The sequence below is a fragment of the Nitratireductor aquibiodomus NL21 = JCM 21793 genome (genome assembly GCF_000615975.1).
In the GTDB taxonomy this organism is placed as follows: Bacteria; Pseudomonadota; Alphaproteobacteria; order Rhizobiales; family Rhizobiaceae; genus Nitratireductor; species Nitratireductor aquibiodomus.
Genome location: NZ_BAMP01000065.1, coordinates 1 through 24,452 on the forward strand (window position 1 = coordinate 1; position 24,452 = coordinate 24,452).

Annotated in this window: 18 protein-coding genes and 2 pseudogenes; 13 read left to right on the top strand and 7 right to left on the bottom strand. The window is 61.5% G+C overall.

All coding sequences use genetic code 11. The features are described from left to right. Positions 1-204: 204 nt before the first annotated feature. Positions 205-3,543, top strand: a complete 3,339-nt coding sequence (locus JCM21793_RS26510; protein ID WP_051556219.1) for a cytochrome P450 — start codon at positions 205-207, stop codon at positions 3,541-3,543. Here JCM21793_RS26510 and JCM21793_RS16180 read toward each other — a convergent pair whose 3' ends face one another. Further along, positions 3,544-4,347, bottom strand: a complete 804-nt coding sequence (locus JCM21793_RS16180) for a Crp/Fnr family transcriptional regulator (RefSeq protein WP_025031034.1) — start codon at positions 4,345-4,347, stop codon at positions 3,544-3,546. 284 nt (positions 4,348-4,631) lie between these two features. Here JCM21793_RS16180 and JCM21793_RS16185 point away from each other — a divergent pair, with 284 nt between their 5' ends. The 4 genes from JCM21793_RS16185 (at position 4,632) to JCM21793_RS16200 (ending at position 9,987) form a co-directional block, all read left to right on the top strand. Beyond that, positions 4,632-6,218 carry a peptide ABC transporter substrate-binding protein gene (locus tag JCM21793_RS16185; protein ID WP_025031035.1) on the top strand — a complete coding sequence of 529 codons (1,587 nt, stop codon included), beginning with the start codon at positions 4,632-4,634 and terminating at the stop codon, positions 6,216-6,218. 74 nt (positions 6,219-6,292) lie between these two features. Beyond that, positions 6,293-7,210, top strand: coding sequence for an oligopeptide ABC transporter permease OppB (oppB, locus tag JCM21793_RS16190; RefSeq protein WP_007008762.1), 918 nt, complete (start codon positions 6,293-6,295; stop codon positions 7,208-7,210). Next, the gene (locus tag JCM21793_RS16195) at positions 7,203-8,345 is read left to right on the top strand and encodes an ABC transporter permease (protein ID WP_007008763.1); all 1,143 of its coding nucleotides are present in this window, start codon (positions 7,203-7,205) and stop codon (positions 8,343-8,345) included. Before oppB ends, JCM21793_RS16195 begins: the two co-directional genes overlap by 8 nt. Position 8,346: 1 nt before the next feature. Next, positions 8,347-9,987, top strand: coding sequence for an ABC transporter ATP-binding protein (locus JCM21793_RS16200; RefSeq protein WP_036540604.1), 1,641 nt, complete (start codon positions 8,347-8,349; stop codon positions 9,985-9,987). Positions 9,988-10,011: 24 nt separating this feature from the next. Here the strand turns inward: JCM21793_RS16200 and JCM21793_RS29515 are convergent, their stop codons facing one another. Next, on the bottom strand, positions 10,012-10,644 hold the full coding sequence (locus JCM21793_RS29515) for a hypothetical protein (RefSeq protein ID WP_162175229.1): 633 nt from the start codon (positions 10,642-10,644) through the stop codon (positions 10,012-10,014). 168 nt (positions 10,645-10,812) lie between these two features. Here JCM21793_RS29515 and dctP point away from each other — a divergent pair, with 168 nt between their 5' ends. The 5 genes and pseudogenes from dctP to JCM21793_RS16225 all read left to right on the top strand — a co-directional run bounded on the left by dctP (position 10,813) and on the right by JCM21793_RS16225 (position 15,433). After that, complete coding sequence (dctP, locus tag JCM21793_RS26515) at positions 10,813-11,652, top strand: TRAP transporter substrate-binding protein DctP (protein WP_244423471.1); 840 nt, start codon at positions 10,813-10,815, stop codon at positions 11,650-11,652. An 82-nt stretch (positions 11,653-11,734) separates the two neighbouring features. After that, complete coding sequence (locus tag JCM21793_RS16210) at positions 11,735-12,325, top strand: TRAP transporter small permease (protein ID WP_100213191.1); 591 nt, start codon at positions 11,735-11,737, stop codon at positions 12,323-12,325. A 14-nt stretch (positions 12,326-12,339) separates the two neighbouring features. Then, a pseudogene (locus JCM21793_RS26520) lies at positions 12,340-13,622 on the top strand (TRAP transporter large permease). A gap of 10 nt (positions 13,623-13,632) precedes the next feature. Continuing rightward, positions 13,633-14,070 carry a universal stress protein gene (locus JCM21793_RS16220; protein ID WP_007008767.1) on the top strand — a complete coding sequence of 146 codons (438 nt, stop codon included), beginning with the start codon at positions 13,633-13,635 and terminating at the stop codon, positions 14,068-14,070. A 442-nt stretch (positions 14,071-14,512) separates the two neighbouring features. Further along, entirely contained in the window at positions 14,513-15,433 is a 921-nt protein-coding gene (locus tag JCM21793_RS16225) for a LysR family transcriptional regulator (RefSeq protein ID WP_025031037.1), read from the top strand. Positions 15,434-15,860: 427 nt separating this feature from the next. Here the strand turns inward: JCM21793_RS16225 and JCM21793_RS16230 are convergent, their stop codons facing one another. The 5 genes and pseudogenes from JCM21793_RS16230 to JCM21793_RS16250 all read right to left on the bottom strand — a co-directional run bounded on the left by JCM21793_RS16230 (position 15,861) and on the right by JCM21793_RS16250 (position 21,142). Then, positions 15,861-16,688 carry an ABC transporter ATP-binding protein gene (locus JCM21793_RS16230; RefSeq protein WP_025031038.1) on the bottom strand — a complete coding sequence of 276 codons (828 nt, stop codon included), beginning with the start codon at positions 16,686-16,688 and terminating at the stop codon, positions 15,861-15,863. After that, a complete protein-coding gene (locus JCM21793_RS16235; RefSeq protein ID WP_025031039.1) occupies positions 16,685-17,545 on the bottom strand; it encodes an ABC transporter ATP-binding protein in 861 nt (286 codons plus the stop codon). The genes JCM21793_RS16230 and JCM21793_RS16235 overlap by 4 nt, the downstream gene beginning before the upstream one ends. Before the next feature lies 1 nt (position 17,546). Further along, the gene (locus JCM21793_RS16240) at positions 17,547-18,482 is read right to left on the bottom strand and encodes an ABC transporter permease subunit (RefSeq protein WP_025031040.1); all 936 of its coding nucleotides are present in this window, start codon (positions 18,480-18,482) and stop codon (positions 17,547-17,549) included. Positions 18,483-18,484: 2 nt separating this feature from the next. Beyond that, a pseudogene (locus JCM21793_RS26525) lies at positions 18,485-19,488 on the bottom strand (ABC transporter permease subunit). Between the two features lie 58 nt (positions 19,489-19,546). Then, complete coding sequence (locus JCM21793_RS16250) at positions 19,547-21,142, bottom strand: ABC transporter substrate-binding protein (RefSeq protein ID WP_025031041.1); 1,596 nt, start codon at positions 21,140-21,142, stop codon at positions 19,547-19,549. A 228-nt stretch (positions 21,143-21,370) separates the two neighbouring features. On the opposite strand from JCM21793_RS16250, the gene JCM21793_RS31020 reads away from it, so the two are divergent. The 3 genes from JCM21793_RS31020 (at position 21,371) to JCM21793_RS16260 (ending at position 24,167) form a co-directional block, all read left to right on the top strand. Beyond that, positions 21,371-21,502: a DUF924 family protein gene (locus JCM21793_RS31020; protein WP_280113530.1), complete on the top strand. Its 132-nt coding sequence runs from the start codon at positions 21,371-21,373 to the stop codon at positions 21,500-21,502. Further along, a complete protein-coding gene (locus JCM21793_RS26530) occupies positions 21,502-21,921 on the top strand; it encodes a DUF924 family protein (RefSeq protein ID WP_280113531.1) in 420 nt (139 codons plus the stop codon). Before JCM21793_RS31020 ends, JCM21793_RS26530 begins: the two co-directional genes overlap by 1 nt. 371 nt (positions 21,922-22,292) lie before the next feature. Continuing rightward, the gene (locus tag JCM21793_RS16260) at positions 22,293-24,167 is read left to right on the top strand and encodes a long-chain-fatty-acid--CoA ligase (protein WP_025031042.1); all 1,875 of its coding nucleotides are present in this window, start codon (positions 22,293-22,295) and stop codon (positions 24,165-24,167) included. Positions 24,168-24,452 lie beyond the last annotated feature (285 nt).

A 24,452-nucleotide genomic window follows, 5' to 3' on the forward strand; every position in this document is an offset into this window, starting at 1 on the left:
GGTTGCAGCAGACCGTGTACGGCGTGCGATCGACCGGTCCATCGCGGCGGTGCGCGAGGGGGCGGTGGGCGGCTCCACACCGCTTGGCCGCCTCGTCGGGATGCTCGACGCGGAAGACCCGCAGGTCAGCCTCGGCGATATCCATGCCATCATGCTGGGCATGATTGCCGGCTTCACGCCCACCAATCTTCTGGCGAGCGGCAATTGCTTGATGTCGTGCTTTCCAGACCCGAGGCGCGGCGGGCGGTGGAAGAGGCGATCGCAGCCGGCGACAATGCACGTCTCGAACGCGCCATCCTTGAGGCGATGCGCTTCAAGCCCATCTGGGTCGGCCCGTTCCGCTACACGGCGCGCGATGCGGTGATTGCCAAAGGGACGCGGCGGGAACGGAAGATAAAGGCGGGCACAACAGTCATGCCGGCGACACTCTCGGCCATGTTCGATCCTGCGGCGGTGCGCGAACCGGAGCGCTTTGACATGGACCGGCCCGCGCGGGACTACATGGTCTTCGGTTACGGCATTCACCAGTGCATCGGTGCGGCGATAGCCCGGATTCAGATTGCCGAGTGCTTTCGCGCGCTCTTCTCAAAGCCCGGGCTGCAGCGTGCCGGCGGGAAAGAGGGGCGCCTGAAGCGGCTCGGAGCCTATCCCGAAAGCCTCATGGTCTGTTTTGATCCGGCCCCGCTTTCAAGGACGGTCGAACACGCCATGGTGACGGCGGTGATCCCCTGCGCCAGGGATACCCCGATGGCTGCCTTGCGCGCGAAGGTCGACGCGCTCGGCAATCCGGTGGGCGAGGCAATGAAGAGCGCGCTGGACGAAAGCGGCGTGATTCACTTCGCCAGCATCGCCGTGATCGACGGGCAGGGCGATGAGGCGGCGAAGAGCGCCGGCCATCTGGTCATTGAACTGTCGGGCGACGGCACGAAGGGCGATGTCGTGGATGCCTTTGTGAACGCCACCGAACCCGTGTTGCGCGATCTCCTTGCCATGGCATGCGGAACGACCGGGCACCGGCCTGCCGGTGTGCTCATCCGTGAGAGCGCGCTGGATATCTCTCCGACCTTCGGCAGCGATGCCGGGCTCGTGTTCTCGGGCGCGCCCGGTCATTCGGTGCAGCGCATCCGGGCAGAGGCGGAACTGGAGGAGGCCGCGCGTGCGGAAATCGCAGCGGTGCCTGACGGTGCCGAGGCCGGTGCAATTCTTGATCGGGTAAGGCAGAAGCTCATGGGCGATGGCCGCTTCGACTGGGCATTCGAGCCCGCCGAAACGCTTCTGGAGAAACCGGCAGGCAGTGTTGCCAGCGCGGTGAAGCGCACATTGCGCGCGCCGAAGGTTCTGGTGACGGTCACCGTCACGCTCCTCATTTGCCTCGCCATCACCTATTCGCTGGTGTTCGGCTATGCACCCGGCTTCTTTCGCAATCTGCTGATCGTCGGCACCTCCATCGTACTCACCCTGATCGGTGTCACAATGCTTCTCGCCTTCATGGGCGGGCTTCTGACCCTCTATCTGCGGCGCCTGGAAAAACGCGATGTTCCGATCGACCGGAACGCGGACCTGGCGCTTCTGGAAGAGATCGCAAAGCGCGAGAACCACCTGGCGCAAAACCACCTGACAGCCGTATCCACACTGAAGGGAGGCTGGCTGAGGCGTCTTTCGCTCCGGCTCTCCTTTTACCTGATCTCGATCATGGCGCGGCAGGTGTTCCGGCCCGGATATCTCGCCGACATCAACACGATCCACTTCGCCCGCTGGGTGCTGCTGCCGGCAACGAAACAGCTTGTCTTCCTGAGCAATTACGGCGGCAGCTGGGAGAGCTATCTGGAGGATTTCATCACCAAGGCCCATGCCGGCCTGACCGGGGTCTGGAGCAATACGGCAGGCTTTCCCAAAACGCGCATGCTGTTCCGTGACGGGGCGACCGATGGCGACCGTTTCAAGCGCTGGGCGCGGGCACAGCAGGTGCCGACGCTCTTCTGGTATGCGGCCTATCCCGGCCTCACCACCAGCCGCATCCGCATCAATTCGCTGATTCGCAGTGGGATAGCGAAAGCGGAAACCGAAAGCGAAGCGCGCGACTGGCTGCGGCTCTTCGGTTCGCAACCGCGCCCGCGCGATACACTTGAAACCGAAGAGATCCAGTCGATCTTCTTCGGACCCCTTGGCCCGCTCGCGAAAGCGGAAATGCTCGCCTTCCATATCCCGGCGGACCTGCCGTGCGCTGCGCGGCGGGAGTGGTTGGCGTTTTTGCTGGAATGCACCAGTTTCGGCAATCAGCTTCCGCCCGAGCGGGCCATGATCACCCTTCTTGGGCCGGAAGGGCTGAGACGGCTGGGCCTTGGGGAACGCCCGGGCGATGACCGCCTGGACGGATTTCCGGCCGCCTTTCGGCAGGGCATGGCGACTGAGGCGCGCAGTCGCGTTCTCGACGATATCGGCAAGAGCGCGCCGGAGCGCTGGGCCTGGGGCTCGCAGGAGAAACCGGTCGATGTGGCTGTCATCTGCTATGCGGGCAGTTATGAAACGCTCGATACGGACATCCAGTCCCTGCTGCATGCAACGGACAAAGCCGGCGTGCGGCGCGTTGCGCAGCTACCGCTCGAGATCAGGAGAGAGGGCAGGCACGCTGTCGAGCATTTCGGGTTCGCCGACGGCATATCCCAGCCCATCGTGCGCGGCACGCCGCGTGCAAACGGGGGCACGTCGTCCATGCACCTCATTGAACCCGGCGAGTTCGTGCTTGGCTATCCGGATGAGAATGGGTTCTATCCGCCCTCTCCAGCCGTCGCCGAAGCCGAAGACAGCGAGGGCATACTCCCGGCGCTGGAGACCGGAGATGCAGCGCCGCTCTTCGGCAGGAAGGCGACCATGCGCGATTTCGGGCGCAATGGCAGTTTCATGGTGATCCGCCAGCTCGAGCAGCATGTTTCGACCTTCAACACCTATTGCCGGCACGCGGCGGAGGCGCTGCGCACCGAGACGGGCAACGCCGCGGTCGATTCGAAGTGGATCGCGGCCAAGATGGTCGGGCGCTGGCAGGACGGCACCTCGCTGGTGCGCAATCCCAATGGCCGCCCGGACCGTGAACCCGACAACGACTTCACCTTCGCCGCCGAAGATCCGCAGGGGCTCCATTGCCCGCTTGGCTCGCATGTGCGCCGCTCGAACCCCAGAGACTCGCTCGGGGACGATCCCGAAACCCAGCTCAGGATCAACAACCGCCACCGCATCCTGCGTTGCGGCCGCACCTATAAAAACGGTCAGGAAGCGGGGCTGCTTTTCATGTGTCTCAATGCCGATATCGAGCGGCAATACGAGTTCATGCAGCAGAGCTGGGTGTCGTCATCCTTCTTTCAGGGGCTGACGGACGAGAAGGATCCGACCATTGGCGCCAATGAAGGCAAGGGGCGTTTTTCCATCCCGATGGATGAGGGGCGGCTGGTTCTGCGTGATCTGCCAGGCTTCGTGACCACGCGCGGCGGCGGCTATTTCTTCATGCCGAGCCGGTCGAGCCTGCGTTATCTCCTGTCCAGATTGTGATCACTCGTCGTCCAGGTGGACGATCTCCTGAAGGCCCGCCCGCGAGACCAGCCTGATGGCGCCGCGCCTGATGGCAATCAGGTCTTCGTTGCGCCAGGCATTGAGCATCTTGTTCACGGATTCGCGCGTCGCGCCGAGAAAGGCGGCGAGCTCGGACTGGGAAATCCTGATCCAGCCGCCATCGTCGGCGAGCCTGTCGCCGAGCAGGAGAAGGCGTTTGGCAAGCCGCGCTTCCACCTTGAGCAGCGCCTGGTCATTGCGTTCATTGCTGACCCAGCGCAGGCGTGCGCACAGGAGTTCGATCATCGTCAGCGCCAGCGAGGCATCTTCTGCGAGCTTTCGCATCAGCTGCGTTCGGCTCAGCGATACCAGTTCGCAATCGGTCAGGCAGATGGCGCTTGCTGTTCGGGCACCGCCGTCGAGCGCGCCGATCTCGCCGATGAGGCTGCGCGAAAGCTCGATATTGGCGACGAGCTTGCGGCCGCTGATGGAATAGGTGGAAATCTCCACCGTGCCCGACACGACGCCGTAGATTCGGTCTGCCGGGTCTTCATGCATGAAGAGATAGTCGCCTGCCCTGTAGCGCTCGGGACGGCAGTGGCTGAACAGCGTCTCAAAGTGCGCCGGACACAGATTGGCCGCCTCCCTGGGCGGCGTGCTCTCCCGTGCGATTTGCGGTGTGTCCGAGTTTTCCAAGAGAACCCACGCAGGCTTGCGATTGTTATGCTTGATAATGATTTGCGCCACCGCATCCGTCAACGCAGCACGCATGCGCCGCGAGGCCCGGCTGGCGTTCCTCTGCATCCGCAAGCCTGCCGCAGGGACGCGGCGTGCGATGCACTCTATGCATACACACCGTTGTGTGGCCGACCGTCGGGGTGCCCTGATGCTTCGGGTGGATTGCCTCGGCTTTTAGGTAATTTTGTTTCTAAGGATAGTGCATACCAGCGGGGATTGTTGCGCATTTCTTGCAACCTTTGGGAAATGCACCCAAAAGCGTTTGACGTATACGGCATTTCGTTGCCAAATGCCGCCTCTCTCATCCTTTGGTTGGATGACAAGCAAGCAAGAAAATGGGAGTGCGGGAAATGTTGAAATCCCTGGTACGGCCGCTGCTCGCGGGCACAATTCTGGTGTCGTCGGTGATGGCAGCCTCTGCCGTTACATATGTGCGCGGCAATGATGGCGATCCGGAAACGCTGGACCAGCACAAGACGTCGCTGGTGGCTGAAGCCCACCTGATGCGCGATCTCTACGAAGGCCTGGTTGTCTATGATGCCGGCGCCAAGATCATTCCAGGCGTGGCCGAGGAATGGAGCGTTTCCGACGACGGTACGGTCTACACCTTCAACCTGCGCGAAGACGCTAAATGGTCGAATGGCGACCCGGTCGTGGCCGAGGATTTCGTCTTCTCACTGCGCCGCATCATGACGCCGGACACGGGCGCGAAATACGCAAACATTCTCTACCCGATCAAGAACGCAGAGGCGATCAACAAGGGTGAGATGGAACCCGATCAGATGGGTGTGAAGGCGGTCGACGACCGCACGCTCGAAATCACGCTCGAGCAGCCGACCCCGTTCTTCCTTGAGCTTCTCACGCACCAGACCGGCCTGCCGGTGAACCCGAAGGCTGTCGAGGCGCATGGCACGGATTTCGTGCAGCCCGAGAACATCGTCACCAACGGCGCCTATAAGCTCGTTTCCTTCACGCCGGGCGACAAGATCGTCATGGAGAAGAACGAGAACTTCCATGATGCCGACAGCGTTCAGATCGACCGCATTGAATACATTCCGTTCGAGGATCGTGCCACCTGCGTGCGCCGCTTCGAAGCGGGAGAGGTTATGAGCTGCTCCGATCTGCCGACCGAGCAGATCAAGTCCATGAAGGAGCGTCTGGGCGATCAGGTCCGCATTTCGCCCTATCTCGGCACCTACTATTACTCGCTCAACATGAAGCGCGAAGCGATGTCGGATCCGAAGGTGCGTCAGGCGCTTGCCATGGTCATCGACCGCGAGTTCCTGGGCGACGAGATCTGGGCCGGCGCGATGCTGCCCGCTTACTCGCTGGTTCCGCCCGGCATCGGCAACTATGAGGGCGGCGGTTCGCAGGCAGACTGGGCCGAGATGTCCCTGCTCGACCGCGAAGACAAGGCCATCGAACTCATGAAGGAAGCAGGCTATGGGCCGGACAATCCGGTCACGGTCGAGCTTGCCTACAACAACTCCGAGAACCACAAGAACACGGCGACCGCGATTGCCGACATGTGGAAGCCGCTTGGCGTCAATGTCGAATTCAATGTCCGCGACCTGTCCGCTCACTATGCGAACCTGCGCGACCAGAAGGATTTCGACGTGGCGCGCGCCGGCTGGATCGGCGACTACTCCGACCCGCAGAACTTCCTGTTCCTGGTCGAGAGCGACAACACCGGTTTCAACTACGCTCAGTACGAGAACCCGGACTATGACGCACTGATGGACAAGGCCGCTGCCGAGACCGATCTGGTCAAGCGGGCCGACATCCTGCGTGAAGCCGAAGCGATGTTCATGGCTGACATGCCTTACATCCCGCTTCTCTTCTACTCGTCCCTGTCTCTGGTGTCGCCCAAGCTCAATGGCTGGGAAGACAACATCCAGAACGTCCATGGGACGCGCTTCATGAGCATCAGCGAGTAACAACAGCGTTCGATATCCCCGCCCGGTCCTTCAGAGGGCCGGGCGGCATCGAACCAGCATGAGAGTTGGTAGCGATGCTCGGTTATGCCGTGCGCCGTCTTCTCGGCGCGATTCCGACCCTGTTCCTGATCGTCACTTTCGCCTTCTTCCTGATGCGGGTGGCGCCGGGCGGCCCCTTCGACCGCGAGCGCACGCTGGAAGCGAAGGTCCTGGAAAACCTGAACCGTGTTTTCCACCTCGATAAGCCTGTCTGGGAACAGTATTTCTATTATCTCGGCAATCTCGCCCGTGGCGATCTGGGGCCGAGTTTCATCTATCGCGATTTCTCCGTTCAGCAACTGCTCGGCAATGGCCTGCCCGTGTCCATCCAGCTCGGTGGCATGGCCCTGCTCGTCGCGCTGCTGATCGGCTGCGTGCTCGGCAGTATCGCCGCGCTGCGCCAGAATTCATGGATCGACTATTCGGTCATCGCGGTTGCCACATTCGGCATCACCGTGCCGAACTTCGTGGTCGCCCCGCTTCTGTCGCTCATTTTTGGCGTGTGGTTCAGCCTGTTGCCGGCCGGCGGCTGGAACAGTCCTGAATCCATGGTGCTGCCCGTCATCACGCTCGCCCTGCCGCAGGTGGCAATCATCGCCCGCCTGATACGCGGCTCTATGATCGAGGCGCTTCGCTCCGACCATGTGCGCACCGCGCGTGCCTATGGCCTGCCGACGCGCATGATCGTGGTCGTTCATGCGCTGCGGGCGGCCTGTCTGCCGGTGATTTCCTATCTGGGGCCTGCCGCAGCCGCGCTTCTGACGGGTTCCGTGGTGGTGGAAACCATCTTCGGCCTGCCGGGCATCGGCCGTTACTTCGTTCAGGGCGCCCTGAACCGCGATTACACGCTGGTCATGGGCACCGTCATCATCATCGCCGTCTTCGTGGTGGTCTTCAATCTGATCGTCGACCTCCTCTATGCGGCGCTGGATCCGAGAGTGCGTTATGACTGACATCGCCACCGGCCAACTGCCGCCCGAGGGCGAGCTGCCGACCACCAGGAGCCGCTCGCTCTGGGAAACGGCTTTCATGCGGCTGCGCAGAAACCGCGCCGCCATGGCCAGCCTTTTCATCCTCATCCTGTTCGTGTTTGCGGGCATTTTCGGTCCGATGCTGGCGCCGCATCCCTATGCGCGCGTCTATTCGGACTTCGTGAAGGTGCCGGCCAGCCTCGAGCCCTATCCGCGTCAGGCTGAGATCGTGCCACTGGCCGAATCCGCCCTGTCGCGGGCGCGGCTTGAAACCAGCTCCATCGAGCTTGATGGCAACACGCTGCGCATCGAAGCAACATCCAGCCGCGAGATCGATCCGCGCGTGACGCGCTATCTCGACCGCTCGGATCTGTTTTCGAACGCCCGCGTGGTCGAGCAGGCGGGCGACAACAGGTCAATCGTCATGGAGGCGGACGTTCAGCGTCTGCGCTTCATATTCGGAACGGATGCGAACGGGCGCGACCTGTTCGCACGCGTGCTGATCTCGATCCGCATCTCGTTGATGATCGGCGCACTCGCCACCGGCGTGGCGCTGTTGATCGGCGTGATCTACGGAGCCACAGCCGGCTTCCTGGGCGGGCGCGTCGACAACATCATGATGCGCATCGTCGACATATTGTACTCGCTGCCCTTCACCTTCTTCGCCATTCTTCTCGTGGTGTTCTTCGGACGAAACGTCGTCCTGATGTTCATTGCCGTCGGCGCGGTCGAGTGGCTGGACATGGCGCGCATTGTGCGTGGGCAGACCATCGCGCTGAGACGGCGTGAGTTCGTGCAGGCGGCCGAGGCGCTGGGCGTAGGCTCTCGTGGCATCCTGAAGCGCCACATCATCCCCAACACGCTCGGCCCAGTGATCATCTACATGACGCTGCTGGTGCCCAAGGTCATTCTTCTGGAGAGCTTCCTCTCCTTCCTCGGCCTTGGCGTGCAGGAGCCGCTCACCAGTCTGGGCGTGCTGATCTCCGAGGGCGCGCGCAACATGCGCGGTGCGGCCTACATGCTGCTTTATCCGTCGCTGGCGCTCACAGCGCTCCTGTTCGCGCTCAACTTCCTGGGCGATGGCCTGCGCGATGCGCTCGATCCGAAGGACCGGTGACATGATGAAGCAGAACGAGGAACGCATCTTCGATATCCGCGACATCCGCGTCACCTTCGACACGCCCGATGGCGCAGTCGAGGCGGTGCGGGGCGTGGATATGCATGTGAACGCCGGCGAAACGGTCGCCGTCGTGGGCGAATCTGGATCGGGCAAGAGCCAGATCATGATGGCGTCGATGGGGCTTCTGGCCGCCAACGGCTCCGTCTCCGGTTCCGTCACCTATCGCGGGCAGGAACTCATCGGCCTGCCGCGCGCGAAGCTCAACAGGATCCGCGGCGCCAAGATCACCATGATCTTCCAGGAGCCGATGACCTCGCTCGATCCGCTCTACACGATCGAGCGGCAGATCTGCGAGCCGATCCGGGTGCATGGCGGGCTTTCGGCCGGGGCGGCGCGCCAGCGCGCGCTGGAGCTGCTTAAACTCGTCCACATTCCCGATCCCGAGCGGCGAATGAAATCCTATCCGCACGAGCTTTCGGGCGGTCAGCGCCAGCGCGTGATGATCGCCATGGCGCTCGCCAATGATCCGGACCTTCTGATCGCCGACGAGCCGACAACGGCGCTGGATGTGACCATCCAGGCCGAGATTCTCGGCCTGCTGGCCGAGCTGCAGAAGAAGCTCGGAATGGCTATCCTCTTCATCACCCATGATCTCGGCATCGTCGAGGCCTTTGCCGACCGCGTCTATGTGATGCAGAAAGGGCTCGTGGTGGAGACCGGCGGGACAGAAGACATTTTCCAGCGGCCGCAGAAGGATTACACGAAAATGCTGCTGGCCGCCGAACCGGAGGGCCACAAGCCGCCGGTGGGCGATGACCAGCCAATCCTGCTCGATGCCAGGGATATGTGTGTGACCTTCACCATCAAGGGCGGCTTCCTGTCCGGTCCGGGCTACGAGGTGAAGGCGGTGCAGAATGTCGGGCTGACGCTGCGCGCCGGCCAGACCATCGGCATCGTCGGTGAATCGGGGTCGGGCAAGTCCACGCTCGGTCGCGCGCTCCTGCAGCTTCTGCCGTCCGAGGGGCGAGTGGTTTATCAGGGCACGTCCATTCAGGGGTTTGACCGCGCGGCCATGCGACCGTTCCGGCGCAATCTGCAGATGGTGTTTCAGGACCCCTATGGCTCGCTTAGCCCCCGCATGACCGTGGGTGAGATCATCACCGAGGGGCTTCTGGTGCATGAGCCGAGCTTGTCCGGACGAGAGCGCGACAGGCGCGCCATTCAGGCGCTGGAGGAGGTTGGACTCGATCCATCCATGCGCAACCGCTTCCCGCATGAATTCTCGGGTGGTCAGCGTCAGCGCATCGCCATCGCCCGCGCGGTGATCCTGAAACCCACCGTGATCGTTCTGGATGAGCCGACATCGGCGCTCGACCGGTCGGTGCAGAAGCAGATCATCACCCTGCTCAGGCGCATCCAGGAGAGCCACAACCTGTCCTTCATCTTCATCAGCCACGATCTGGCCGTGGTGAAGGCGCTCTCCGACTATGCGATCGTGATGCGGTCCGGGAAGGTCGTGGAAGAAGGGCCGACCAGCGAGGTCTTCGACAATCCACAGAGCGAATACACGAAGGATCTGATGGAAGCAGCCTTCAATCTTCGGGAAGTCCTGAACCGGCAGGCGGCTGCCCGCGTCTAGAGCATTTTTTGCAGTCAGATAGAATCACCTGACGTCCTCATACACGCGGAAAAACAGACAGATAGAGCGGAGCGGCGTTTCGGTGAAACGGTGAGCCGCTCTAGTATTCAAGCCGGGTTGCCCAGGCCGTTGCGGGCAATCCGGCGGTTCTTTCCCCACGTTTCCTTGCAGCTGAAAACAATAAGTTTCGCCCTGGGTGGAACTTTGTTGGTCGCGGCTCGTTTTGACCATGGAAACAATCGATTTAACAATCGATTGACTCTGCCGCGCGTCTGTTTCACGCTGGCCGGGTCGAACGACGACAGGGAGCAAGGAGGGGCGTTTGAACGCACTCCAAATGATCGGCTTGAACGTTGGGGCCACACCGGCGCGGTGTGGTCGTTTGCGTGCGTTGTGCCGACACCGGGCGGTCATCGCTCCGGATCTGGCGAGTGCCACTTCGTTCCCCCTGCTTCTCGGGCGCAGCAAGAAGCGGCGTCGCAAGTTCCCGGCAAAAGCACGTCTACGCGGCATCGCGACCGTGCCTGGCTGGTTCCCGGCCAGCTGACGACGCTCATTCAAGAACGTCTGCCCGTGCCGCAGCGTCGGTGCGGGCGTGAGTGTTTTTTTGCCTGACCAGTTTGTTAAAAGACCAGAGGAGAACAGAATGCGTTCCATCAAATCCCGCTTAATGGCAGGTCTCGCCAGCACCGCGATCGTGCTGGCCGGTGCCGTCGCAGCTCAGGCGGAGACCTGGAAATACGCCTTCGAAGAAGCGATGACGGACGTTCAGGCATTTACGCCCAGAAATTCAAGGAAGAGGTCGAGGCCAACTCGGACCACGAGATTCAGCTCTTCCCCTTCGGCACGCTGGGTGAATCCGCCGACATCATGGAGCAGGCGCAGGCCGGCATCCTGCAGTTCGTCGACCAGTCGCCCGGCTTCACCGGCGCGCTTATCCCGGAGGCGCAGGTCTTCTTCGTTCCCTACCTGCTTCCAGCCAAGTCGGAAGATCTGGGTGAGTTCTTCCGCAACTCCAAGGCCATCAACGAGATGTTCCCGGAGCTCTATGCAGAGCAGGGCCTCGAGCTTCTCAAGATGTTCCCCGAGGGCGAGGTGGTGATGAACACCAAAGACCCGGTGGAGAAGCCTGAAGACCTCAACGAGGTGAAGTTCCGCGTCATGACAAATCCGCTTCTGGTGGAGAGCTACAAGGCATTCGGCGCAACGCCGACGCCGCTTCCCTGGGGCGAGGTCTATGGCGGTCTCCAGACCAACATCATTCAGGGACAGGAAAACCCGCTCTTCTGGGTCGAGTCCACGAAGATGTATGAGGTGACCGGCGCGATCACGCTCACCGGCCACAACAACTTCACCACCGCAGTGATGGCCAACAAAGACTTCTATGATGGCCTCAGCGACGAGGACAAGAAGGTCGTTCAGGACGCTGCCGATGCGGCATTCGAGCATATTCTCGAATACCAGAAGGGCCTGAGCGAAGAGTCGCTCGCCAAGATCAAGGAAGCCAAGCCCGAGATGACGATCAGCGATCTCACCGAAGAGCAGCGCGCTCCCTTCAAGGAAGCGGCCGCCCAGGTGGAAGCCAAGTTCATCGAGATGACGGGCGACAGCGGCAAGAAGATCCTTGACCAGATGAAGGAAGACCTGAAGGCGGCGACGCAATAATTCGCTGCCTTGAGCAATAACAAGCTGGACCCTGCGGCCTTTCCGGTCGCGGGGTTCCGTCATCTCATTGAGGGGAATGAAGATGGGCAGTGAAGACCAGAAATCTGAACCGCACAGCGAACACTACGAATCCACACTGCCCGGCGTGATCGGCATGTTCGACAATGCCATCAGCCGCATAGAATCGGTCATGCTTGCGCTCGGCGTCATGCTCATGGCGGTCAACACCATCGCCAATGTCGTTAGCCGCGCCATCGGCAGCACGATCTTCTTTTCCGAGGAGCTCAACCGCATCCTCATCATCCTGATCACCTTCGCCGGCATTGGCTATGCCGCCCGGCACGGCCGACACATCCGCATGTCGGCGCTCTACGACGCCTTGCCGGCAAAGACACGCAAGGTGCTGATGATTGTCATCACGGTGATCACCGCGCTCACCATGTTCGCGCTCTGCTATTTCGCTATCGGCTACATCGCCAAGGTGGCCAAGTCCGGCCGTGTTCTTTCGGCCATGCAGATCCCCGTCTACTGGATCTACCTCTGGGTCCCCGTCGGGTTCTTCATCACCGGTGTGCAGTATGCGCTCACCGCGCTGAAGAACGTCGTCCAGAAAGACATCTATCTCTCCACCCATGTGCTGGAGGGATATGAGGAAGATGAAATCGAGATCTGAGCGGGGCCACGACCATGACACTCAAAATTTCCACCATCATGATCGTGCTGCTGCTGTTCGGCTTCCCGATGATGATTCCGCTCATTCTGGGCGCGGCCTACGGCTTTTACGGTCTTTTCGGCGGTTTCGACCGCATGGACTTCATGGTTCAGCAGATGCTGGCGGGCATTCGCCCGGCTTCGCTGATCGCCGTTCCCATGTTCATCCTCGCCGCCGACATCATGACGCGTGGTCAGTCCGCCGACCGGCTGATCGACATGGTCATGAAGTTTATCGGCCACATCAAGGGCGGTCTCGCGGTTTCCGCCGCCACGGCCTGCACCCTTTTCGGCGCGGTCTCCGGCTCGACACAGGCCACGGTGGTCGCGGTCGGCTCGCCGCTGCGCCCGCGCATGCTCAAGGCCGGCTACAACGATTCCTTCGTTTTGGCGCTCATCATCAACGCCAGCGACATCGCGTTTCTCATACCGCCTTCAATCGGCATGATTATCTATGGCGTCGTCTCCAAGACGTCGATCGCCGAGCTCTTCATCGCCGGCATCGGGCCGGGACTTCTGCTTCTGGTCCTGTTCTCCGCCTATTGCATCATCTATGCGACCGTAAAAGGCGTGCCGACCGAGCCGAAAGCGCCATGGCGCGAGCGCGTCGCCGCCGTGCGCGCAGCCATCTGGCCGCTTTTCTTCCCGGTCATCATCGTCGGCGGCATCTATGGCGGCATCGTCAGCCCTACGGAGGCGGCGGCCATCTGCGTGGCCTATGCGCTATTCCTTGAGCTGGTGATCTTCCGCTCGCTCTCCATTCCCGACATCTACAAGATCTCCAAGTCCACCGGCTCATTACTGCCGTGGTGTTCATCCTTGTTGCCGCCGGCACGGCCTTTTCATGGGTTATTTCCTTCGCGCAGATCCCGCAGGAAATTCTCGGCGCCATCGGCATTGATGAGATGGGCCCGAAAATGGTGCTCGCCGTCATCTCGATCGCCTTTTTTGTCGGCTGCATGTTCGTCGATCCGATCGTGGTGATCCTCGTTCTGGTGCCGATCTTTGCGCCGGTTGTCGATTCGGTTGGCCTCGACAAGGTTCTGGTCGGCACGATCATCACGCTGCAGGTGGCCATCGGTTCCGCCACGCCACCATTCGGGTGTGACATCTTCACGGCCATAGCCATCTTCAAACGGCCCTACATGGATGTGATACGGGGCATTCCGCCCTTCACCCTCATCCTGCTCGGGGTGTCGGCAGCACTGATCTTCTTCCCGCAGATTGCGCTGTTCCTGCCCAGCCTGGCATTCGATTAGGAGAGAGCCGATGTTCAAAAGGATACTCGTCCCGGTCGACGGCTCGGAGAATTCGCTCAAGGCACTGAAGATGGGGGTCGAGATGCAGAAGACCACCGGCGCCGAGCTGATGACATTGACCGTGTTCCGACATCACAGCCTTCTGGAGGCGTCAATGTCCATGGTGCGGCCCGATGACCCGCAGAACCTCGACGACGCCATGCGCGAGCACGCCAAGGAGATCGCCGATGCCGCCAAGAAGGCGGCAGTGGAAATGGGCGCCGAAAGCCCGCGCGCCTTCGTGAAAAGCGGCCAGCCGGCGCGCACCATCGTGAAGTTTGGCAAAGAGCGGGAGGTGGACCTGATCGTACTCGGCAGTCGCGGTCTTGGCGATCTGGAAGGCTATCTCCTGGGCAGTGTGTCCCACAAGGTCACCAGCCTTGCCAATTGTCCTGTCATGGTGGTGTGATCGAAGCGAAAGTACAGATGCAATAAGGGCCGGATCCGCTGTCGGGTCCGGCCCTTATCTGTCGTGTTCCAAAAGCGTATAGGCGCTCAGTCCAGGCGGTCTCAAACCGGGTCCGCTCCACCAATTGGCGGCGTGCCTGTCGCTTGCGCCAGATGTGCCCGATCCGCGTACCAATTGCGGTCAGGGCGTGCTTCAGAACCGTGGAACGGGCCTTGTTCGCCTGCCGCGCATAGCGCTGCAATTCAGGGCTGGAACCAACGCCCACCGTGTAGTGCGACATCAGAACCTCCTTGAGAGGGTTGGCAATGTAGAGAGTCTGCTGCGATGTGCCGCCGGGTTTGACCAGTCAACCCATCGCTACAGTTCCTATTTGGGGTCTACGGCCGCTTTACACAATAGAAATTATTCTTCCCGTTGTGTGCGTTTATGTTACGCTAAAGCGATGAGACATCGCCTGCCCAATCTCAACGCCGTCAGGGCATTCGACGCGGCAGCCCGGCATCAGAGCTTTTCGCGCGCCGCTGCAGAGCTCGGCGTCACTCATGCCTCGGTCAGCCGCTACATCAAGAATCTCGAGGCCGAGCTCGGCATGCCATTGTTCGAGCGCCGACACCGGCAGGTGGCACTCACACCGGGTGGCGCGCGTTACGCAGAGATTGTCGCCGATGCGCTGATGCTGATCTCGCTCGACACGGGCACGCGCGCAACACGCAACGCAAAGGGGCGCGTGGTTCTGGAGTCAGATTCCGACCTGGCCGCACTCTGGCTCATGCCGCTACTGACCGACGCGGTGCTGGAGGACCTTGGCATCGAGCTTGAGCTGCGCTCCTACCCCGAGCCGCCGCGCACCATCGCACCCGACACGGACCTTGCCCTCACCTGGGGCCGGCTTGATGTGCCGGGGTTCACGCGCGAGCCGTTTCTGGATTTCACGATCTTTCCCGTCTGCGCGCCTGAACGGGCGGAGCATGTGCGCACCCACGGGCTGATCGCCAACAAGCTGATCTACGACCGCGGCGTGAATACATGGGACGAGCTTCTGCGACGACAGGGCACCAATCTCAGCGCCGCATCGGGCCATCTCATCTTTCACCGCACGCAGCTTTGTCTGGAAGCGGCGGCACGGGGGCTTGGCGTGGCGCTTGGCGACGATGTCACGGCGGCGGCGATGTTGCGTGACGGCCGGCTGGTGCGTCCCTGCGGTCCCTCCGTTGCCGGTCGCAACAGCTATTATCTGTCCTCGGTGTCGCGGGGGCCTGTCAGCCCTTCGGCAATGGCCATGCGCACTTGGCTGCTGGAAAAGGCGGGCGAGCATGTGCGCTGGGCGGAAGAGACAGGCTACGCGCTGCCGAAAGAGGGGTGAATGAACGCGGGGTTGGGAGGCTACACACTCGTCATCCCGGCCGAGCGCAGCGAGAGCCGGGACTCATTGAGGGGCGCAGCCCCTCTCCACAACAGGAGCCGGTGGCCCAACATGCGCCTGAAGCAGAACCGGGCCGCGCTTCATGACAACCTTCCAATGGGTCCCGGACAGCCTGCGGCTTCCGGGATGACGGGTTGGTGCATCTATCCGCCTTCGTCATCCCGGCCAAGCGTAGCGCGAGCCGGGACCCATTGAGAGGCACGGCCGATCTCCACAGAAGGAGCCAATGGCCCAACACGCGCCCGAAGCGCATCCGGGCTGCGCTCCATGACAGTCTTCCAATGGGTCCCGGATAGCCCTTCGGGCTTCCGGGATGAGCTGTCGCGTGGCTTTCAGCGCGGCGCGTTCACACTGCCAGGTGTCAGGCTTACGCTGCCTTCTCCGCCAGCCGCTTCCTGATGCTTTCCACATCGGCGCGTGGCGTCGCTGCAAAGAGCGATTGCGTGTATTCGTGCTGCGGGTCGGTGAACACCGCATCGCGGGTTCCGTATTCCACGGCTTCGCCGAAATACATCACCATCACCTCGTCGGCGATGTAGCGCACCACCGAAAGGTCGTGGCTGATGAAGACATAGGTGAGGCCGAACTCTTCCTGCAGGTCCGCCAGAAGGTTCAGCACCTGCGCCTGCACCGAAAGGTCGAGCGCGGAAACCGGCTCGTCCAGCACCAGCAGGCGCGGCCTCAGCATCAGCGCGCGCGCGATGGCGATGCGCTGGCGCTGGCCGCCGGAGAACATATGCGGATAACGGTTGAAGTGCTCAGCCTGCAGGCCGACCTTCAAAAGCATTTCCATGGCGCGTTCGCGCCGCTCCTTCACCGGAACGTTCTCGTTGATGATCAGCGGCTCCATCAGAACGTCACCGATCTTCTGGCGCGGGTTGAGCGATCCATAGGGGTTCTGGAACACGATCTGCACCTTGCGACGCATCTCCGGCTCCACACCCTTCTTGCCGATCTCCAGCGGCTTGCCGTCGATCAGCAGCTCGCCGGAGGTGGGAGCATCGATCATCGTCATGATGCGGGCGAGGGTGGATTTCCCGCAGCCCGATTCGCCGACGATGGCGAGCGTCTTGCCCTTCTCGACCTTCAGGTCGATGCCCTTCAGCGCATTGATGGTGCGGCCCTTGCCAAAAAAGCCGCCGCCGATGTGATAGTCGCGCGTGATGCCGCGCGTTTCCAGGACGATCTCGCTCATGGGCGTGCTCCCGTCTGCGGCGCTTCATCGAACGCGAAGTCGGAGACGGTCGGCAGACGGTCGCCCGTCGCATTCTCCGGCAGGGCCGAAAGCAGCGCCTTGGTATAGGGGTGCTGGGGCTTCTCGAAGAGGGAGAGCACATCGGCTTCCTCCATCTTCTTGCCTTTGTACTGCACGATCACACGATCGGCCGTCTCCGCCACCACGCCCATGTCATGGGTGATCATGATCATGCCCATGTTCTTCTCGGCCTGGATCGACACCAGAAGATCGAGAATCTGCTTCTGGATCGTCACGTCGAGCGCGGTGGTCGGCTCATCGGCAATCAGGAGTTTGGGGTTGCAGGCAATGGCCATGGCGATCATCACGCGCTGGCATTGGCCACCCGACATCTGATGCGGGTAGGCGTTCACCCGGTCGGACGCATTGGGCAGGCCAACCGCCTCGAAGAGTTCCACCGTGCGGTCACGCCGCTGGCGGGCCGAAAGATCGGTGTGCATTTTCAGCGTTTCGTCGATCTGGAAGCCGACCGTGAAGCACGGGTTGAGGCTGGCGATCGGCTCCTGGAAGATCATGGCAATGTCCTTGCCCACGATCTTGCGCCGTTCGGAAGGCGACAGGTTGAGGATGTCGCGGCCCTGAAAAGTCATGGCGTCTGCCGTGACCTTTGCGGTCCAGGGCAGAAGCCCCATCACCGCCAGCATCGAGACGGACTTGCCAGAGCCCGATTCGCCGACAATGGCCAGCACCTCGCGCGCCTCGACGGACAGCGAAACGCCGTCCACCGCGCGCAGGGTGCCGCCCGCCGTCTCGAATTCGACGCTCAGATTGCGGATGTCGAGAAGAGCATCACTCATGTCACGACCTCTTCAGCTTGGGATCGAGCGCATCGCGAAGACCGTCGCCCATCAGGTTGATGGCGAGAACGGTGATCAGGATGGCAAGACCGGGGAAGGTGACGACCCACCACGCGCGCAGGATGAACTCGCGCGCTTCGGCCAGCATCGTGCCCCATTCGGGTGTGGGCGGCTGTGCGCCCATGCCGAGGAAGCCCAGCGCCGCCGCATCGAGGATCGCGGTCGAGAAGGAGAGCGCCGCCTGCACGATCAGCGGTGCGGTACAGTTCGGCAGGATGGTCTTGAACATCAGCCGAATGTTGCCCGCGCCGGCCACGCGTGCCGCCGTCACATAATCGCGTCCCTTCTCCGACATCACCGCCGCACGCGTCAGGCGCACGTAATGCGGCTGCTGCACCAGCGCGATGGCGATCATCGCGTTGACGAGACCCGGCCCTAGAATGGCAACCAGAACCAGCGCCAGAAGCAGCGACGGAAAGGCGAGGATGATGTCCATCACACGCATGATGACCGTGTCCACCGCGCCACGGAAATAACCGGCGATGAGGCCGACCAGAATGCCCACGGAGACGGCGACTGATACCACCACCACGCCGATGAAGAGCGAGAAGCGCGCGCCGTAGATGAGACGTGAGAGCACGTCGCGCCCGACGGCATCGGTGCCGAGGATGAACGACCAGTTGCCGCCTTCCTGCCAGACCGGAGGCAGAAGGAAGAAGCCGCGATTTTGCAGGCTTGGGCTGTGCGGGGCGATCACAGGCGCGAGAAGCGCAATGACGACGATTGCCAGGAAGACATAAAGGCCGATCACGGCGCCGCGGTTCTGGCTGAAATAGTACCAGAACTCCGCAAGGCGGGCGCGCCGCGTGACCGCGATGACCGTGCCGCCTTCGAGACCGACGGCGGCATTCGGATCTTTTGTGTTTGTCGAGCTCATGGTCAGTGCCTGATTCTCGGATTGATCAGACCGTAGAGAACGTCCACGATCAGGTTCACGATCATGATGATGGCGGCAATGAGCAGAAGACCGCCCTGCACCACCGCATAATCGCGCTTGAACACGCTGTCGACCATCCACTTGCCGATGCCCGGCCAGGAGAAGATCGTCTCGGTGAGGATCGCGCCGGCCAGCAGCACGCCCACCTGGAGACCGATCGTGGTCACCACGGGGATGAGCGCGTTGCGCAGCGCATGGAGGCCAATCACCCGGCGCGGCGGCAGGCCCTTGGAGCGCGCTGTGCGCACATAATCTTCGCCCAGCACCTCAAGCATGGCCGAGCGCGTCTGGCGGGCGATCACCGCAAGCGGGATCGTGGCCAGAACGATGGTCGGCAGGATGAGATGTGAAAGCGCGGATTTGAATGCACCCGCCTGACCCGACAGAAGGCTGTCGATCAGCATGAAGCCGGTGACCGGCGGGAAGAAATAAAGCAGCGAGATGCGGCCTGACACCGGCGTCCAGCCAAGAATGCCGGAGAACAGAATGATCAGGAGTAGACCCCACCAGAAGATCGGCATGGAATAGCCGACAAGGGCCGCGCCCATCACGGTCTGGTCGAGCCAGGAACCGCGCCTGACGGCGGCGATCACGCCGAGCGGCACACCAATGGCAACCGCACGATGATCGCGCAGAGCGAGAGCTCGATCGTCGCCGGGAACAGTGTCAGGAATTCCTGAAGCACCGGCCTCTTGGTGACGATGGATGTGCCGAAATCGCCCTGCAGCAGGTCCGTCATGTAGTTGAAATACTGTACGAACAGCGGCTGGTCGAAGCCATAGAGCGCCTGGAGCTGCTGATAGCGCTCCTCGCTCATGCCGCGCTCGCCGGCCAGAAGCATGATCGGATCGCCGGGCAGAAGGCGAATGAACGAAAAGGCGACGATGGACACCCCGATGAATGTGGGGATCAACAGCGCCAGCCTGGAGAGAAAGAAACGGAGCATCTAATACACGACCGGCGACAGCTCGCGCTGCCGCCGGTTCCTGTTCTCGGTGAGGGGCCTATTCGGCGATGTCTACGCCTTCAAAGGCGTGACCGCCAAGCGGGTCCATCTTGTACCCGGTCACTTCCTTGCGCATCGGCATGTGGACGACCGAGTGAGCGATGGTTGCCCACGGAGCCTCGCGCTTGAAGACCACCTGGGCCTCTTCATAGAGCTTGGCGCGCTCTTCCTGCGAAGAGAGCGTCTTGGCCTTCTGGATCAGACCCTCGAACTCCTCGTTGCACCATACGGCGCGGTTGGAGCCGCCAACACCGTCACAGCCAAGAAGCACGGCGAGGAAGTTGTCCGGATCGCCATTGTCGCCGGTCCAGCCAAGCAGCACGGCGCCGTCGCGGTCTTCCGCCTTGGAGCGCTCAAGATACTCGCCCCATTCGTAGGAAACGATCTCGACCGTCACGCCGACCTTGGAGAAATCCTCCTGGATCAGCTCGGCCATGCGGCGCGCATTCGGGTTGTAAGGACGCTGCACCGGCATTGCCCAGACCTTCATGGAAAGGTCGCTCACGCCTGCTTCCTCAAGCATCTTCTTGGATGCTTCCGGATCGTACGGATCGTCCTCGACCGCGTCGTTATACGACCACATTGTCGGCGGGATCGGGTTCTTGGCGGCCTGACCGGCGCCCTGGAACACGGCGTCGAGAATGGCTTCCTTGTTGATCGCCATGTTCAGCGCCTTGCGGACCTTCGCATTGTCGAAGGGCGCAACCTTGGTGTTGTAGGCAAGGTAGCCGACATTCAGGCCTTCCTGCTCGTCAACCTTCAGCGCTTCGTTCGCCTTCAGACTCTCGATGTCGGCCGGGTTCGGATAAGGCGTGATGTGGCACTCGCCGGCGATCAGCTTCTGCTGGCGCACGGATGCCTCGGTGGTGATGGCGAACACCAGATCGTCGATCGGTTGCTTGCCGTTCCAGTAGTCCGGGTGCGCCTTGTAGCGGATCACGGCGTCAGGCTGGTAAGCCACGAACTGGAAGGGGCCGGTGCCGACCGGCTTCTGGTTCAGGTCCGAGAGGTTGCCGCCCTCGGCAAGCTTGTCGGCGTACTCCTTCGAGAAGACGGAGGCAAAGTCCATGGCCAGATTGGCGATGAACGGCGCTTCCGGACGGGTCAGCACGAACTTCACCGTGTAGTCATCGACCTTTTCGATGGACTTCACGAGGTCCGGCATGGACATGCCGTTGAAATACTCCCACGAAGCACCTTCCACATAGGCGTGGTAAGGATGGTCTTCCTGAAGCTGACGGTTGAACGAGAACAGCACGTCATCGGCGTTGAAGTCGCGGCTCGGCGTGAAGAAGTCCGTGGTGTGGAACTTCACACCCTCACGCAGCTTGAAGGTGACCTCGAGACCGTCGTCCGAAATCTCCCAGCTCTCTGCCAGGCCCGGAATGGTCTTGGTTGTGCCCGGCTCGAACTGGACAAGGCGGTTGTAGACCGGCTTCGACGATGCGTCGAATGTGGTGCCCGCGGTATAGAGCGCCGGGTCGAAGCCTTCCGGGCTTCCTTCCGAGCAATAGACAAGCGTCTTTGCGCCGGCCGCGCCGCTCAGCACCGTGGCGGCCAACAGCGCAGCCGCGAAGGTCAGTTTGCTTTTCATTGAGGTCTCCCTGATTCTCACATGGGCCCACTCCCGAGGCCCTGGAAGCTGGCATATAAGCAAAGTTCGAATAGGGAGGGAACTCCCTCGAACACTTTACCGCCTTAAATGCAATTATTTGTCGAATCCGAGTTAACGGATGCAACAAAACTCCATTCGCGCTCTTGTAGTATGGCTATGAGAGAAACCATATCCGCAACAGTGTCGACGTTTCGAGGAGAAGAACGCATGAGCGATAACTGGCAGCAGGAGGTTCTGGATTTCTGGTTCGAGACGCTGACGCCCAGGGAATGGTTTGCGGTGAGCGAGGAGACGGACACTCTGATCCGCGAGCGGTTTTCCCCCCTTCATGAGCGTTGATGCGCGATCTGCCGGAAAGCGTTTTCACCGATCCCGGGGCAGCTCTCGCCGCTGTTATCGTGCTCGATCAGTTCCCGCGCAACATTTATCGCCGCCGGCCGGGCGCTTTCGCCTCGGATGAGCTCGCCATGCGGGTTGCCAGCCATGCCGTCGACAAAGGCCTCGATGAGGGAATGAGCGAGCGCGAGCGCCAGTTTCTCTATATGCCGTTCATGCATTCTGAAGTGCTTGCCGATCAGGAGCGCGCCGTCATGCTGTTCAAGTCGCTCGGCCAGGAAGAGGCACTGAAATACGCGATAGAGCATCGGGATATCGTGGCCCGCTTTGGGCGCTTTCCGCACCGCAACCGTGTTCTGGGCCGGGAGAGCAGCCCGGAGGAACTGACCTTCCTGGAAGGACACGCAGGCTACGGCCAGTGATGCAGAGCACGCCTTATGGTGTCATCGCACCAGTATCCGCAATTCGAAAGCCGCTCCCTCCATCCCGAGGCACCGCGCGCATCTCGGGTTCGACCCGGGCACAGGCAAATTCATGTTTCCTGTGTGGTTTTTGGATTTGAAGCCTGCAAAACGGCCTCGCCCCGAGAGCGGGGCAATCTTCAAATCCACCACGCTGGCGGGGAGGCGCAATCGCACTTGTGAAACCCCGTACTGTCGCCATACACTCGCCTTTTGAGGGGAGATCATCATGATGCCGCGCGCTTGCCTAATCGTCGTATGACGGTTTGTGTTGCGTTTGGTATTACGTGAACGTAAACGTTATAGCTGGTTTTTCTTTCTGGGAGGAGCAGTTGGCAAAAAGCGCAAAGACGCCCGCCAAGGGTGAAGAGAAAACCGCGCGCACCGCAAAGGGCGGAACGGGCGGCAAGACGGCGGCCAAGAAAGCGGCATCGACCGCGGCGAAGAAGCCGGCGGGGAAATCCGCAGCCGGTGCGGCGAAGAAGTCGGCGACTTCTGCCGGCAGGGCTGCGCCGAAAAAAGCCCCGGCGTCCCGCAAGGCCGGGATCCCCCGGCCATGGGTGGAGCATTATCCCGAGGGCATTCCCGCCGAGATGGGCGACTTCCCCAACAATTCGCTTGGCGAATTGCTCGTGGATGCCTGCAAGACCTATGGAGACCGCCCCGCTTTCACCTGCATGGGCAAATCGCTCAGCTACCGCGACCTTGAGGAGATGTCGCAGCACTTCGCGGGCTATCTGCAGTCGCTCGGGCTTGAGCGCGGCGCGCGCGTTGCGCTGATGATGCCCAATGTCCTGCAATATCCCGTCGCCATGATGGCGGTTCTGCGGGCCGGCTACGTGGTGGTCAACGTCAATCCGCTCTACACGCCGCGAGAGCTGGAACATCAGCTCAACGATGCGGGTGCGGAAGCCATCGTCATTCTGGAAAACTTCGCCCACACGCTCGAGGCCGTCGCCTCGAAGACTTCGGTGAAGCACGTGGTTGTTGCCTCGATGGGCGAGCTTCTGGGGCTCAAGGGCCATATCGTCAATTTTGTGGTGCGCCGGGTCAAGAAAATGGTGCCCGCCTGGTCGCTGCCGGGCCATGTTTCCTTCAGGGAGGCGGTCAAAAAGGGCGCGTCCCATGGGCTCAGGCCGGTAGAGATCGCGCTTTCGGACAATGCCTTCCTGCAATATACGGGCGGCACGACTGGCGTTTCCAAGGGGGCGACGCTCACCCACAGCAATGTGCTGGCCAATGTGATCCAGAATGAACTCTGGTTCCGCAGCGCCTATATCGGCAAGCCGAAGCCCGGTGCGCCGGTGCTGATCTGCGCCTTGCCGCTCTATCACATCTACGCGCTCACGGTGAACGCGCTGATGGGCATGAAGCTCGGTGGCAACAATGTGCTGATACCCAATCCGCGCGACATTCCTGCCTTCGTGAAGGAGCTGCAGAAATACGACTTCCACATTTTCCCGGGGCTCAACACGCTGTTCAATGCGCTCCTGAACAATGAGGATTTCTGCAAGCTTCCCTTCAAGAGCCTGCTTGTCACCTTCGGTGGCGGCATGGCGGTGCAGCGTGCGGTCGCCGAACGCTGGCAGAAGCTCACTGGCTGCGTGATCTCGCAGGGCTATGGCCTTTCGGAAACCTCACCCGTGGCCACGGTGAACAGCTTTGCGGCGAAGGAGTTTACCGGCACGATCGGCTATCCGATTTCGTCCACCGACGTCGTCATCCGTGACGACAAGGGCAAGAACCTCCCCTTCGGCAAGGTCGGCGAAATCTGCATTCGTGGCCCGCAGGTGATGGCGGGCTACTGGAACCGGCTGGACGAAACCGCCAAGGTCATGACCGAGGACGGGTTCTTCCGTTCCGGCGACATGGGCACCATGGCCGAGGATGGCCAAGTCACCATCGTCGACCGCAAGAAGGACATGATCGTTGTGTCGGGCTTCAAGGTCTTCCCCAACGAGGTGGAAGACGTGATCGCCAATCACCCGGGTGTTCTGGAAGCAGCGATTGTCGGCGTCGAGGACGAGCATTCAGGCGAGGTGCCGAAGCTCTTCGTGGTCCGCAAGGACGCGAACCTGACGGAAGAGGACCTCAAGAAGTTCTGCAAGGAGAACCTCACCGGCTACAAGCGCCCGAAATATGTCGAGTTCCGCGACGAACTGCCTAAATCCAATGTCGGCAAGATCCTGCGGAAGGAACTGCGCTGAAACGGAACGGCCCGCGCCCGGTTTGAATTGACCCTTAAGGTTGCGCGGGCCTTCATTTTCGTGGCCCTGGCGCTGTGCGTGGTTCGACAAGCTCACCATGAGGGAGGGCTTTGATTGCACAACCCGTCGTGCCAGCCATTCCATTCCTCATGGTGAGCTTGTCGAACCACGCACAGCGTTGATGCAACGCGGTTGTCCCGTTCGTTTAAAACGCCACCCGCCCCTCCGCCGCCCGGCGCGCAAGGATGATCGCGCCGTCCACGGCATCGCCGTCGGCGGGCTTCA

Bases quoted from the DNA above. Each gene is read 5' to 3' on its own strand.
- JCM21793_RS16180 (WP_025031034.1), bottom strand. From the start codon at position 4,347: ATGCAGAGGAACGCCAGCCGGGCCTCGCGGCGCATGCGTGCTGCGTTG.
- JCM21793_RS16185 (WP_025031035.1), top strand. From the start codon at position 4,632: ATGTTGAAATCCCTGGTACGGCCGCTGCTCGCGGGCACAATTCTGGTG.
- oppB (WP_007008762.1), top strand. From the start codon at position 6,293: ATGCTCGGTTATGCCGTGCGCCGTCTTCTCGGCGCGATTCCGACCCTG.
- JCM21793_RS16195 (WP_007008763.1), top strand. From the start codon at position 7,203: ATGACTGACATCGCCACCGGCCAACTGCCGCCCGAGGGCGAGCTGCCG.
- JCM21793_RS16200 (WP_036540604.1), top strand. From the start codon at position 8,347: ATGATGAAGCAGAACGAGGAACGCATCTTCGATATCCGCGACATCCGC.
- JCM21793_RS29515 (WP_162175229.1), bottom strand. From the start codon at position 10,644: ATGGAACGCATTCTGTTCTCCTCTGGTCTTTTAACAAACTGGTCAGGC.
- JCM21793_RS16210 (WP_100213191.1), top strand. From the start codon at position 11,735: ATGGGCAGTGAAGACCAGAAATCTGAACCGCACAGCGAACACTACGAA.
- JCM21793_RS16220 (WP_007008767.1), top strand. From the start codon at position 13,633: ATGTTCAAAAGGATACTCGTCCCGGTCGACGGCTCGGAGAATTCGCTC.
- JCM21793_RS16225 (WP_025031037.1), top strand. From the start codon at position 14,513: ATGAGACATCGCCTGCCCAATCTCAACGCCGTCAGGGCATTCGACGCG.
- JCM21793_RS16230 (WP_025031038.1), bottom strand. From the start codon at position 16,688: ATGAGCGAGATCGTCCTGGAAACGCGCGGCATCACGCGCGACTATCAC.
- JCM21793_RS16235 (WP_025031039.1), bottom strand. From the start codon at position 17,545: ATGAGTGATGCTCTTCTCGACATCCGCAATCTGAGCGTCGAATTCGAG.
- JCM21793_RS16240 (WP_025031040.1), bottom strand. From the start codon at position 18,482: ATGAGCTCGACAAACACAAAAGATCCGAATGCCGCCGTCGGTCTCGAA.
- JCM21793_RS16250 (WP_025031041.1), bottom strand. From the start codon at position 21,142: ATGAAAAGCAAACTGACCTTCGCGGCTGCGCTGTTGGCCGCCACGGTG.
- JCM21793_RS31020 (WP_280113530.1), top strand. From the start codon at position 21,371: ATGAGCGATAACTGGCAGCAGGAGGTTCTGGATTTCTGGTTCGAGACG.
- JCM21793_RS26530 (WP_280113531.1), top strand. From the start codon at position 21,502: ATGCGCGATCTGCCGGAAAGCGTTTTCACCGATCCCGGGGCAGCTCTC.